This is a genomic window from Pseudoalteromonas rubra, assembly GCF_004212645.1.
Taxonomy (GTDB): domain Bacteria; phylum Pseudomonadota; class Gammaproteobacteria; order Enterobacterales; family Alteromonadaceae; genus Pseudoalteromonas; species Pseudoalteromonas rubra_G.
The window spans coordinates 1-13299 of record NZ_PPUZ01000004.1 but is presented as its reverse complement, the minus strand read 5'-3'; the positions used below and the strand labels follow the sequence as shown (position 1 = coordinate 13299).

Here is a 13299-nt window from a genome sequence, read left to right as displayed (position 1 = left end):
AGCTGAGTTAAATGTGGTCAGATATTCAGGATGCACTGAGTGCGCTGTATCGCCGCTGGCGAATGACAGTCTGTTTTGGTTTGTTGCTGTCCAGCGCCATGGCGGCACTTTTGGTGGCGGGCGTGCTTGCCTGGCAGGCACATGGTCCATTGCCCTATGAACAGGCTGAGCGTCTGGTCTGGGTTGATGGTGAGTTGCACAATGAACAGGGTGAGGTAACCCTCAGTGAATCACTCTCGGCACCCGCAGCCTGGGATTTGCACCAGACCCCAGGGCTGTTCGAGCAGGCCTCACCCGTGTATTACACCGATATGCTTTATGTAAACCATCCGCAGCAACCGCGTATTTCGGCGGCCCTGGTCGAACCGGGCTATTTTTCGCTGTTTAATATGACGCTGCAAAGTGGCCATTATTTCACGGCTTCGACACTGCAGGGGCAGCAGGCGCAAAGTGCAACCCAGGTTGTAGTCAGCGCGCGCTTTGCACGGCGCTACCTGTCCGAGCAAGATGCCCTTGGTCAGGTTATTCAGCTGGACGAGCGGCGTTTTCAGGTCGTGGGTATTCTGGCCTCCAACAGCCGCGAGCCAGAGCTGCTTCGGGCGGCGCAGTACAGCGACGTGTTTTTACCTTTTTTTAGTCATACTGCGACTGAGATCACCCCGTTTGCTCACATGGCGATCCGCAACAACCTGATGCTGGTTGGGCGCACTTTGCCCGGGGCCAATACCGTGTTGCAAGCACAGGCCTTGCAATTGGGTGCGGATATTAATGAATTATCCAGGCAGTATGGCTTTGGCGATACCAGTTTCAGGCTAACCCTTCGCCCGCTCGACAGCAAGCTCAAAGGTGCTTTGCAGGCAATGGGCAGCTGGTTGCTTAGTGCCGCACTTGGTGTGATTGTGGTGACCTTATGTAACTTGTTTGCGTTATATCTGCTGGATTTTAAAAGCCGCCAGGCACAGCTGGCGCTGCATCTGGCGCTGGGTGCCCGCCCGTCCCGGCTGTTTCGCCAGGTACTGTGTCATGCTGTAGCACTTTTCGGGTTATCCGCTTTGGTCGCGACGGGACTGGCACCAGGCCTGCTAGCGCTGGTGCAATACTGGGGCGAAGATATTCTGGGCAGTATCACCTGGTTGTATTTGTCCTGGCAGGCCTATCTGGGCATGTGGCTGGTAGCGCTCGTACTGGCCTGGGGATTTGCCCGCAGTGTGTTTGCCTTTGTTGAGCTGGATGGCCTCAGACAACAACTCAGTGGCTCTGGTAAAGGGCAGGTAAAGCAGTTACCGGGCTGGCTGAGTCAGTTGCTGATTAACGCCCAGCTGGTCATCGGCATGGTGGTATTGTGCTTTAGCCTCTGGCTGTTAAGTCATTACGGCGCGCAGATGAATAAAGCGCAGGGGTTTGATGACAGCGGATTAGTCCAAGTGCAAATGCAGCAGCTGGACTTTGAGCGCAGTGAACAAAAAGCGCAAGCCCGGCGCCAGCTGAGTGAGGCCAATATCGAGGCGTTACTGGCTCAGCCTCAAATAGCGGCGGTAAGCTTAGCGGCAAATCATCCGCTGGAAATGTCCTGGGTGGAGCCTATCAGTACGGTGCCAGACAGTGCCCGGCAGCTGACAGCTTTTGGCCAATGGAGTGGGGTGGGCTACTTTGCCACCGTTGGGCAGCGCGTGCTGGCAGGCAGTGAATTCAGCGCCGAGCAAATGACGCTGGATGCCCCTGCTGAGGCGGTGATCATTAACCAAAGCCTGGCCAGCAAGCTCGGCCTGACGCTGCAAGATGTTGGCATGACCCTGTATTCGCGCAATCAGCGCCCGGTCAGGTTGCAAGCCATTGTGGAAGATGTGTATTCCCCTGCGCTGGGTACCCCGGATATTGTTTATCTGCCGCACAACTTCTTTGTCACTAATCTGATGATCAGACTGGCGCCAGGGCAATCATTGACAAAACCTGATCTGAATGCGCTGCTGCGCGTACAAGATCCTACACAAAGTGTATTTCAGTTAACCAGTATGACGGCGCATGCTAGGGCCATGAGTAAATCGGCCAGGCTCAGTGCCTACACAGGTATTGCGCTGAGCTGCCTGATGATGTTGCTGGTGGGAGCGGGCTTGTATGGCGTACTGGGCTACCTGACGCTGTTATCTGCTCCGGTATGGCGAATAAAGTGGCAGTTGGGAGCTAAGGCAGGCATGTTGTTAAAAGAGCACTTGATTATTCGGGTTTGTAAGGTCTTACCAGTTGCTGTTGTGGCATTTTTGTTACTTGCTGGCGTGTGTTGGGTGTTTAAACTGGCCTTTATGGGTCTGCTTTTTAGCTTCGGGTTGGCTGTTACTTTTATGTTTTTAATGGTTTTATTGCTTGATTGCTACCACACCAACAAGCTGCTGAAAGAGTTTTGCTAAATCAGTAACAGATTCTTACAAATGTCACGTTATTGAACGTCTCTATATTGGTAAGATAGGCGGTGGGAAAATATCAATAGGTAAAGTCATGAAAGCACAAGCACTAAAATGGATCTTTCCCGCTGTGGCTTTGGGCCTCGGGGTGGCAGGCTTTTCAGCTGTCAACGCGGTCGCAAAGGGCGAGGAAGAAAAGCAGGTCGTAGATACGCGCCCCGTGGTACAGGTCGAGTCTGTTCAGGCACAGGATCATCAGGTTTTAATCCAAAGCTATGGTGAAGTGATGCCGCTTGAAACAACTCAGTTATCCGTTCAGGTTGCCGGAGAAGTCGTTTACTGGCATCCCAACTTTGTTGCGGGTGGTGTGGTTGCTAAAGGTGACGTCTTGCTCAGCATCGAGAAGGACAATTACGAGGCTGCGGTATTGCAGGCCGAAGCTCAGCTGGCCAGTGCCCAAGCGGCATTGATAGAAGAGCAGGCGCAGGCAGACGTGGCAGCGGATGAAGCCAAGCGCTTCCCAAACAAAAAACACACCGATCTGTTTTTACGTAAGCCACAGGTGATGAGCGCCAAGGCGGCGGTTAAGTCGGCTAAAGCGGCATTAATGCGTGCCCAACGCGACCTGGATAACTGCGACGTGGTTGCGCCATTTAACGGCCTGATTGTCTCTCGTGATGTGGGCTTGGGTCAGTTTGTCTCAACAGGCAGTGTGGTTGCCAAGCTGAACAACATTGAGCAAGCCGAAATCGTGATCCCTATTGCTGGTTTCGACTCCGTCTTTTTGCCTGAAACCATCAGCGGTACCAAAGCGACCCTGTTCAACAAAGGGGTGAATGGCTTTACCCGCGAAGCGCAGATCCACCGTGATCTAGGCACCGTTGATACCCAGACGCGCATGAGTAATCTGGTGGTACGGATTGATGACCCTTATGCGCTGAACAGCGACCAGCCGAAAGTGAAGTTTGGCACCTATGTGCAAGTGAGCTTTCTAGGCAAAACCCTCAAGCAAATCTACCGCTTGCCGCAAGAGTTGGTGAATAATCAAACCGTTTGGCTACTGAACGACAAAGCCGAGCTTGAACCGCGCCAGGTACAAGTGGTCCGTGAAGAAGGTGAATACTTCCTGGTTGGCGCTGGCCTGAATAACAGCGACAAAGTGGTAGTTACTTTGCCTGAGTATCCACAGCGTGGCATGTCGGTGAAAGTGGCAGGTGCCGATGAGTCAAACACGCAGGGCGCCAGCCTGGAAAAGCTATAACGGCAGGGACCGACAATGAGTGAACAACACACACCGAGGCAAACGGGGCTGATAGCCTACTTTGCACATAACTCAGTGGCTGCGAACCTGATGATGGGCTTTATCCTGATCATGGGTATCATCAGCTACTTTACTATCCAACGGCAGATGTTTCCCGCCATTGAGCTGAACCTGATCTCCGTCAATGCAACCTATCCGGGCGCCTCTCCTCAGGAAATCGAAGAGAGTATCCTGATCAAGGTGGAAGAAGCGCTCAAGGATGTGACCGAGATAGACAAGGCCGTGTACCGCGCATTTCGCAACGGTGGCAGCGTACAACTGGAAATAGACACCAGTGCTGAGCTGGCCGATGTGGCAGACAAGGTGCGCTCCCGGGTGGATGGCATTGCGACTTTCCCCGCATCAATGGAACCCATTCGTATACAGCAAATTGAGTTTACCCAGGACGTGGTACAAATGGCGCTGGTCGCGGACTTACCGCTGACACAGCTTAAGCCATTGGCCAAAGAAATCGAAGACGAGCTGTTGCAGCTGTCTAATATTTCTCTGGTGGATCGCAATATGCCTGAGTACGAAATCGGCATTGAAGTCGACCCTGATGCACTGCGTCGCTACAACATGTCGATGGCTGACGTATCCGCAGCCATTAGCCGTTACTCAACCAATGTCTCTGCCGGTCAGATCCGTACCAATGCGGGCCTGATCTCAGTGCGCGTCGAAAACCAGAAATATCGAGGTGATGAATTCCGCCGTATCCCGGTTAAAGTGGGGTCGAATGGTGCTAAGGTGCTGTTGCAGGATGTGGCAGAGATTAAAGATGCATTTGTCGAGGGTGAATTCTACTTCAAGCTCAATGGGGTCAACGCGGCTTATCTGTCGGTGAAAGCCACCAATGACCAAAACATGGTTCCGATTGCCAATACCATTCACGATTATATTGAAGCGAAAAATGAATCGTTGCCAGAAGGTGTGGAGTTATCGGCTTTCGTTGATATGACGTACTACCTTGAAGCACGTCTGGCCATGATGAAAAAGAACATGTTTCAGGGGGCGATCCTGGTCGCCATTATGCTGACCATTTTCTTGCGCTTTAAGCTCGCGTTTTGGGTGATGGTGGGTCTGCCGGTGTGTTTCCTGGGCGCCATTATGATGATGCCGGTGTTTGGTATCAGCATGAATATTGTTTCTTTATTTGCCTTTATTATGGTGCTGGGGATCGTGGTCGATGATGCCATTGTCATCGGCGAGGCCGCCTATACCGAAATTGAGCGCAAAGGGCCCGGCGTCAATAACGTGGTTATCGGTGCCAAACGGGTGGCGACCCCGGCCACATTCGGGGTGTTGACTACCATGGCGGTGTTTGCCCCTATGGTGATGTCCAGCGGTCCGGAAGCGGCCTTCTTTAAGTCAATTGCCGTTGTGGTGATGCTGTGTCTGGCCTTCAGTCTGATCGAATCTAAGTGGATCTTGCCTGCACACATTGGCCATACCAAGTTTTCGCCAATGCGTGAGGGCAGCTGGCGTGCTAAGTTCAATAAGCGTTTCTTTGCCTTTGTAAATGGGCCTTATCGCAACCTGGTCGAAACCTGTGTGCAGTGGCGCTGGACGGTACTGTGTGGCTTTATTGGCATGCTGATCCTGAGCGTTTCGCTGATCACCTCGAATCAGGTGCGCTTTGTTGCTATGCCCAAAGTGCCCCATGACTACCCGATGGTGAATCTGACCCTGAACGACAATGCCTCGGACTCGCAGACGCTTGAAGCCCTGGCTACCATTGAAAACATGATGTTGAAAGTGGAAGAGGAAATTGAGCAGGAGTACGGACAGGGCATGATCAAAGACATCATGGTCTGGAATGAGGGTCGTACAGAGGGCAAGGTACTGGCGGTGCTGGTCGATGAAGACGCGCGTCCGTTTGATGCCTTTGAGCTGTCACGTCGCTGGCGTGAAAACATGCCGGACATCGCCGGTGTGAAGTCCCTGCTGGTAATTGATGACGTGAACGATGAAGGTCAGGGGCAAGGTGAGTTTGGCTATCTGCTATATGGCCCGGATATTGATATGCTCAATGCGGCGGGTCGTCAGTTTATTGCCATGCTGCAACAGGAAAAGGGTCTGTTTGATGTCAGTTCAAGTATCGACCCGGCAAGCAAAGAAGTACAGCTGGTGCTCAAGCAGGTCGCGTATGACCTGAACCTGAGCCTGTCGGACATCGCTAATCAGGTGGGCATGAGCTTTTACGGTGGGGAAGCGCAGCGCGTGATCCGCGACGGTGAAGAAATCAAGGTCATGGTGCGTTATCCGCGCCTGGATAGGGAAGCGTTCTCGTCACTGAAACACACCGTGATTACCACGCCTGAGGGCAAAGACGTGATGCTGGGCGATGTGGTTGAGTTTGTGGAGCGCCCGGGGGTGAGCTACATTCGCCGTGAAAACGGCTATCGCACTGTGTATATCTACGGCAATATTGATGAGCAAGTGATTGAACCAAATGAGGTGGTCGAGAACATCAAAGACAACCTGTTGCCCAAGCTGATGGAGCAGTTCCCTGAAGTGAAGACTGAGCTGGGCGGCGATATCGAAGAAGATCAGGCGCAGGCCAACGAACAAATGATGTTCTTTATTGCCGGTATGTTCATTGTGTACATCCTGCTTGCGGTGCCGCTGAAGAGCTATGGTCAGCCACTAATCATCATGTCGGTGATCCCATTCAGCCTGGTCGGTGCTATCTGGGGCCACTGGTTCTTTGGCCTGGATATGAGCATGATGTCGACCTATGGTCTGATTGCCGCAGCCGGTGTGGTTATTAATGACTCACTGGTTATGACGGACTATGTAAACCAGGTCAGAAAAGAAGGCGTGAAGCTCAAAGATGCGGTGGTCGAAGCCGGATGTGCGCGTTTCAGGGCAATAACCCTGACGTCTATCACCACCTTTGCCGGGGTTATGCCAATCATCTTTGAAACCAGCCTGCAGGCCAAGTTTGTGATCCCCATGGCGGTATCGCTGGGCTTTGCGGTGCTGTTCGCAACCCTGATCACCTTAGTGCTGGTGCCTTGTTTGTATATCATTTTAATTGATATCGGCAAGGTATTCGGCAAAGTGTTCGGTGTATTTGGTAAAGCCGGGCAGCTGTTCAACCGCAACAAGGTGAGCCAGCAACAAGGTTAACGGTTTGCCATAGTAGCAATCTTTAGAGGCCAGCATTTGCTGGCCTTTTGCGTTTTACCCAGAACGTCTGCGCTGCTCGCGGTGAATTGCATGACATCTCAGGCGTTTATTTGCTATGTTAGGGTCACAATGGTTTTTAACAAATTAGGAACAAGTGAGTGACCAAAACGCTGACCCCGCCAGTGGCTAAGAAAGTGCCACACACCATGACACACCACCAACATCAAAGGACGGACAATTATTACTGGATGCGTGACGATAACCGTCAGGACGCCCAAATCCTGGATCATTTACACGCTGAGAACGCCTATTGCGAGGCGATGATGAGTGATCACAAAGCCTTGCAAGACCAGTTATTTGAAGAAATGAAAGGGCGCATTGTCAAAGATGACAGCACGGTGCCGGTGAAGGACGGGCGTTTTTGGTATATGAGCGAGGTCAGTGGTGACGACGAATATGCGCGTCACTATCGGGGCAGTGATGAAGCCCTGAGCGATAAGCAGTTGCTGCTGGATGTCAATCTGCTGGCCGAGGCATACGAGTTCTTTGAGCTGGGTGATATGGCCGTGAGTCCCAACGATAACTTGCTTGCCTACAGTGAAGATACCGACGGTCGCCGCATTTATACGGTGCGCTTTAAAGACTTGCAAAGCGGCGAGATGCTCTCAGATGTACTGACCGAAACCGAAGGGGAAGTAGTCTGGGCCAACGACAGCAAAACCGTGTTTTATGTCCGTAAAGACTTGCAAACCCTGCTGGGTTATCAGGTATATCGTCATGTTCTGGGCACACCGCAAAGTGATGATCAGCTGGTCTATGAAGAGCAGGATCGCCAGTTCTATATGGGCCTGGGTAAGAGCCGTGATGAAAGTGAGATTTATATTCACCTGGCTGCGACCGAAACCACCGACATTCTGGCGCTGTCGGCCGACGAGCCACTGGGTGAATTTGCGCCTTTGTTGGCGCGTACACCCGGCCATGAATATGGGCTGGATAAGCTGGGCGAGTACTACTATTTAGTATCGAACCGCGAAGCGAAAAACTTCCGCCTGCTGCGTGCCACCAAAGAGACACTGAGCGAGCCTGCGCAGTGGGAAGAGCTAATTGCACACCGTGAGCACGTACTGCTTGAAGGCATGGAGTTATTTAACAGTCATTATGTGGTCACCGAACGAGAACTTGGCCAGATCCGCTTTGTAGTGCACGACTACAGCGGGAACAGTTATCAGCTTAAATTTGATGATGCCTGTTTCTATGCTGGCCTGGGCTACAACCCTGAGCCCGAGGCTGAAACCGTGCGGATCTATTATTCAAGCCTGACTACGCCAAGCAGCATCTATGACTTTACACTGTCCGGGGGCAAGAAGACCCTGAAGAAGCAGCAACGCGTGTTGGGTGAGTTTAATTCGGAACATTATGCGTCTGAGCGTTTACACATCCGTGTGCGTGATGGCGTTGAGGTGCCAGTGTCGCTGGTTTATCGCAAAGATAGGTTTAATAAAGACGGCACCAACCCCTTGTTGCAGTATGGCTACGGTGCGTACGGGATCACCATAGATCCGAACTTTTCCAGCAACACGCTGAGCCTGCTGGACCGTGGCTTTGTGTATGCCATTGCCCATATTCGTGGCTCCGAAATGCTTGGCCGAAGCTGGTATGAACAAGGCAAAAAAGCGCACAAGCAAAACAGTTTTAACGACTTTGAAGACGTCACCCGTGCTCTGGTGGAGCAAGGCTATGGCGCAGCGGATAAGATTTTTGCATCGGGCGGCAGTGCCGGTGGCCTGCTCATGGGGGCGGTGGTAAACCAGGCACCTGAGTTATATCGCGGTATTGGTTGCCATGTGCCCTTTTTGGATGTGCTGACCACCATGCTGGATGAAAGCATTCCGCTGACCACCAATGAATACGACGAGTGGGGCAACCCCAATGATGAGGCGGATTATCACACCATTCTGGCCTACTCGCCCTATGACAATCTGCGCGCAACAGACTATCCCAATATTCTGGTCACAACCGGGCTGCATGACTCTCAGGTGCAGTACTGGGAGCCGATGAAATGGGTGGCCAAATTGCGTGAGTTAAAAACAGACAGCAATCTGCTGTTGTTTAAAACCGATATGGATGCCGGGCATGGCGGCGCGTCGGGTCGCTTTAAGAGCCTGCACGAAAAGGCGCTGGAAATGGCCTTTTTTATTGGCTTACTTGAAGGCTAGTACAAAATTAATCACCGGTTGATAACGCTCAACCGGTGATTATATTACTTACTTTTGATTTATATTAAGCGAGATAAGCTTTTAGCATCCACACCAGCTTTTCCTGCTCTTTGATGTAGTCGCTCATCATGGCGGCGGTACCTTCGTCGCTGGCATCGCCGGCTTGTTCAAGAATGTCGCGCTGCATTTTAATTAACGTGGTAAAACCATCCAGTAAACTTCTTACGGCTTCCTGACCGTCACTGATCCCTTTGGCTTCATTGATCTTACTGTGCTCCAGATAATCGCTGAAAGCATGTAAAGGGGTGCCTTCAATGGTCAGAATACGCTCTGCAATTTCATCAACCTGAAGTAACAGCTGGTTGTAAATCTCTTCAAACTTAACGTGTAACTCAAAAAAGTTACGGCCCTTGATGTTCCAGTGCACACTGCGGGCGTTCATGTATTGGATCTGGTAACTACTTAACAGGGTATTGAGGTTGCTTACTAATGCCTGACTTTTCTGACTGTCTAATCCAATGCTGTTGCTCATCGTTTACTCCTGTACTGTGGTTAAAAAAGAAGACGCGAGTTGGGGCGTCTGATTGATTGTTAGTGTGGCTAAAAACGCGGCAGATGCCAAATGGGAAAAGTCGATTGCAGACATCGACATTATTGAAGGCGGTGCTGCACTGCCTGCGCCACACTGTGAGGGGAAAAGCTTATACAACAGCGGCTTAATCCAGACTTAATGATGCTTAAAGTTTGCCACTTTGCCACTCGAAGCGATAACAACGCGCACTAAGTTGATCTACCTCAAATGGCAAATGGGTTGCTTTTTCGCCGCTGTGGCACTTTGATTTAGGTCAAAATTCCCCCGCATCAGAGGCGCATAATGAACTCAGCAGGCACAAGGTGTGAACGCAATGTCAGGGTAAAAAAGCGCACATCTGAGCCATTTAATTTAGGTGTCTATAGAGGCGTGTCGGAGCACTGAATACAGGTGCCGCACCCAAGGAGCGTATCATGCAAGGTAAAACCCCTTCTCAACATAAATCCGAAATCGCTGTAGTTGTTATCGCATTATTGACCTTTGTGGTTGGCCTGGTCGGTCACCTGGCTGGTGCCAGCTACGCAAACTCAGATGCATTTGGCTATATTGCTGCACCTATTCCTCTGATAGTGGGGATCATTGCGCTGGTGGCTTACAAAATTGCGGCGAATGGCGATCACTGATCGCGTTTGAGCACCTCGACAATGTAATCGAGTACAGTGCGGGAATAAATCAAGGTCGTATGGCTGAGGCGAAAGATTTTGTGCTCAGCCATACCCTGTAGTTTGGTTTCATCCAGCAGCACGGTGCCATCTGAGCGACTGCCCTTTTTCAGCAGCGGCATCAGACCAATCGGCAGATCGCCGGCAATGCTGTAGAGTTTGGCTTTAAACGGCCAGTTTTGTTGCTGGCTGAGCAGATATTCCACGCTGTTTTTGAGCAGCATATCAAAGCCGCGGTCATGCATATGTTTGGCAATGTAACTGCCTTTGTGTGGGGTGCCCAGAGTGATCACTTTACTGATGGCGGTGCTGGCCTCTGAGTTATGAGTCAGGTAATCCCGTGCCACCAGGCCACCCATAGAGTGGCACACCAGCGCGGCCTCATGACCTGCAACAAAGGCATCAATTTGCTCAAAAATAGTGTGTCTGTCGGGGGTCAGCGTGTTGTAGCTGAGGTTGAGGATCTCAAAACCAAGCTTTTCCAGCCGCTCGCACAGCGGGCGCATGACAAATCCTGACATATACAATCCATGTAATACAACAACTCTGGTTACTGCCATTGTGGTTTCCTCTTATGCACCCGGGTGAGCTTATCCCTGCAATGTTTCGGGGATAAGATGTACGCTGTGTTGTTCATCACTGAACCAAATCTCGCCATCCTGTACCGTGACCGTCAATGCCATAGTACGGGTCAGCATCTCTGCCATCACGCTGGTTGCGCTATAAGGCAGGCTGATGACTTTGAGGTTGGTATACTGGCGCAGCGTGTTTTGGTTCTTTTGCCACCAGGGTCCCTGATTGTTCTCACCATAGGTATAAAGTACCACTTGTTTAGCGCGGTTGCTGGCTTTTTTTAGCCACTTTTCTTCCGGTAAGCCAACGCTGAGCCACAGCTCGATTTCATCACTGTAATTTTTTAGCCAGATATCCGGCTCATCTTCGACGCACAAACCTTTACTGAAGCTGAGTCCGTCCTGATATTCCAGCGCAAATGCCAGTAGCCGCACCATCACGCGTTGGGCGTTTTCCGAGGGATGTTGTGCCAGTGTGACACTGATGTCCTGATATACATGGCGGTCCATATCGCTGAGCGAAAGGTTGGCCTTTAAAATAGTTGCTTTGAGTGCCATTGCCTGTCCAAGTTAACAAAAACGCCATTATATCGGTAAACATGGAATTTGTGCGGGGAAAGTGATGTAGATCTACATTAGCCTCGATGCAGGTAATAACGGAACAGACATGCTTGTAAAAGTGCGCAACCAGGTAGCAACCATGGCCCGTTGAAAATAAAGGTGAGTGTTAGCAGTATGGCGGGCAGGGTTGCATAGTAAACAAGGTGGCCATTGGTATAGCGGCTGCACAGCCAGTGAACTGGCAGCCCGATGGCGAGCCAGCCTGCCACAGAAAAAGCGAGATAAAATGCTGAGAGAAGGGCGACGGTGATAAACATACGCACTATTTCAATTGGACTGGTGAAGTCACCTAACCTCTGAGTAGCAATACCCAGTAACAGGAGCAGGCCGGTGTAAAAAACACTTTTTATTGCTGCACTGTCCCAGCTTCCTTTCAAAATACATGCCTCCTGTTATCTATAATGCATTGCTGACCCAATATCCACGTTTATAGTACACTATGCGTTATTCATGTGTCGTGTGGCCGGGCAAATTCGATAGTGTGTGCCCAAGGCGTTGAGTCAGACACAGCCAGATTTAATAAGGTAGAAAACGATGAGCAGAACAGGTATCCAGTGGTTTCCCGGACATATGAACAAGGCGCGCAATGAAATCAAAGAGATCATGCCGCAAATGGATGTGATTATTGAAGTGCTGGATGCCCGCATACCTTATAGCAGTGAAAACCCTATGGTAGCGCAGCTACGCGGTGATAAGCCGGTCATCAAAATTCTGAACAAAGCCGATCTGGCTGACCCAGAGCTGACTCAGGCCTGGATGGAGTATTTTGAGCGCGAAGATGGGGTGAAAACCCTGGCGTTTGGTCACGACAAAGGCAATGAAGTGCAGCGGATCAATGCTTTGTGTAAAAAGCTGGCACCGCAAAAGGTCGGCCAGGATAAGCAGCTTAAAGCCATGATCATGGGCATTCCCAATGTTGGCAAGTCGACGCTGATCAATATTCTGGCTGGACGGATTGTCGCGAAAACGGGCAATGAACCGGCTGTGACTAAGGCCCAGCAACGTATTAAGCTCGAAGACGGCATTATGTTGTACGATACGCCGGGCATGTTGTGGCCTAAGGTTGAAAACGAAAACTCGGGGTATCGTTTGGCTGCCACCGGTGCCATTCGTGATACTGCCATTAACTATGAAGAAGTGGCCAGTTACACCGCCGAATACCTGTTGCAGGCATATCCTCAGCTGTTACAGGCAAGATATAAAATTGACGAGCTGCCCGATTGCGACTGGACCTTTATTGAAATGGCCGGACGCAAACGTGGCTGTATTCGCGGCGGCAATCAGGTCGATACCCATAAAATGTCGGAGATCCTGATCAACGAACTGCGCGATGCCGTGATTGGCCGTATCACCATGGAAACCCCGCAAATGCGCGATGAGGAAGAAGAAATGGTGGCACAACTGCGCCAGGCGGCAGAGGCAAAGAAAGCAGCCAAAGAAGAAGAGAAACGCCAGCGTCGCGCCCGTGCGCGTAAAAACCGCCGTTAAGGTTTGCTTTGCGTAAAAATCAGGCATAAAAAAAGCCCGGGGCAGGGCTTTTTGATTTCATATCTACCGTCACCGATATGAGCAATGTAGCAAGTAAAATGTGAGTTGGTTGCCGGTAAGCCACATCAAGGGGCGTTAATGCTTTTCACCTGCAACCAGAGCTTTTTGCGTAAGCAACACGTACTTCTGAGTCGAGAAACAAATTAAGTACTAATACCAATTTCACTAAATATCTGTTCAATTTGACGGAGCAAATATGACGCTAACGGCGTTAAAAATTTCTCATTTAGAACAACTAAATAACAAAATTTTTGCCT

At 50.8% G+C, this 13299-nt stretch carries 11 protein-coding genes; 7 read left to right on the top strand and 4 right to left on the bottom strand.

The genetic code is table 11. From position 1 onward, the window contains the following. Positions 1-11 precede the first annotated feature (11 nt). The 4 genes from C3B51_RS01840 to C3B51_RS01825 all read left to right on the top strand — a co-directional run bounded on the left by C3B51_RS01840 (position 12) and on the right by C3B51_RS01825 (position 9047). On the top strand, positions 12-2405 hold the full coding sequence (locus tag C3B51_RS01840; RefSeq protein ID WP_130243960.1) for an ABC transporter permease: 2394 nt from the start codon (positions 12-14) through the stop codon (positions 2403-2405). An 88-nt stretch (positions 2406-2493) separates the two neighbouring features. Further along, positions 2494-3660 carry an efflux RND transporter periplasmic adaptor subunit gene (locus C3B51_RS01835; RefSeq protein WP_125718469.1) on the top strand — a complete coding sequence of 389 codons (1167 nt, stop codon included), beginning with the start codon at positions 2494-2496 and terminating at the stop codon, positions 3658-3660. Positions 3661-3675: 15 nt separating this feature from the next. After that, entirely contained in the window at positions 3676-6831 is a 3156-nt protein-coding gene (locus C3B51_RS01830) for an efflux RND transporter permease subunit (RefSeq protein ID WP_130243959.1), read from the top strand. A 158-nt stretch (positions 6832-6989) separates the two neighbouring features. Continuing rightward, positions 6990-9047, top strand: a complete 2058-nt coding sequence (locus C3B51_RS01825; RefSeq protein WP_125718465.1) for a S9 family peptidase — start codon at positions 6990-6992, stop codon at positions 9045-9047. Between the two features lie 64 nt (positions 9048-9111). On the opposite strand, the gene C3B51_RS01820 is transcribed toward C3B51_RS01825, so the two are convergent. Continuing rightward, positions 9112-9579 carry a Dps family protein gene (locus C3B51_RS01820; protein WP_046005814.1) on the bottom strand — a complete coding sequence of 156 codons (468 nt, stop codon included), beginning with the start codon at positions 9577-9579 and terminating at the stop codon, positions 9112-9114. A gap of 64 nt (positions 9580-9643) precedes the next feature. On the opposite strand from C3B51_RS01820, the gene C3B51_RS24025 reads away from it, so the two are divergent. Next, complete coding sequence (locus C3B51_RS24025) at positions 9644-9778, top strand: hypothetical protein (protein ID WP_276319640.1); 135 nt, start codon at positions 9644-9646, stop codon at positions 9776-9778. 274 nt (positions 9779-10052) lie between these two features. Continuing rightward, positions 10053-10262: a hypothetical protein gene (locus C3B51_RS01815; protein WP_010384994.1), complete on the top strand. Its 210-nt coding sequence runs from the start codon at positions 10053-10055 to the stop codon at positions 10260-10262. Here the strand turns inward: C3B51_RS01815 and C3B51_RS01810 are convergent. The 3 genes from C3B51_RS01810 to C3B51_RS01800 form a co-directional block, all read right to left on the bottom strand. Next, entirely contained in the window at positions 10256-10861 is a 606-nt protein-coding gene (locus tag C3B51_RS01810; protein ID WP_125718463.1) for an alpha/beta hydrolase, read from the bottom strand. The two genes, C3B51_RS01815 and C3B51_RS01810, sit on opposite strands and share 7 nt — an antisense overlap. 30 nt (positions 10862-10891) lie before the next feature. Continuing rightward, positions 10892-11431: a YaeQ family protein gene (locus C3B51_RS01805; protein ID WP_125718461.1), complete on the bottom strand. Its 540-nt coding sequence runs from the start codon at positions 11429-11431 to the stop codon at positions 10892-10894. Between the two features lie 77 nt (positions 11432-11508). Then, positions 11509-11871 carry a hypothetical protein gene (locus C3B51_RS01800; protein WP_130243958.1) on the bottom strand — a complete coding sequence of 121 codons (363 nt, stop codon included), beginning with the start codon at positions 11869-11871 and terminating at the stop codon, positions 11509-11511. A gap of 157 nt (positions 11872-12028) precedes the next feature. Here C3B51_RS01800 and ylqF point away from each other — a divergent pair, with 157 nt between their 5' ends. Continuing rightward, positions 12029-12982 carry a ribosome biogenesis GTPase YlqF gene (gene ylqF / locus C3B51_RS01795; protein ID WP_046005817.1) on the top strand — a complete coding sequence of 318 codons (954 nt, stop codon included), beginning with the start codon at positions 12029-12031 and terminating at the stop codon, positions 12980-12982. The last annotated feature ends 317 nt before the right edge of the window (positions 12983-13299 follow it).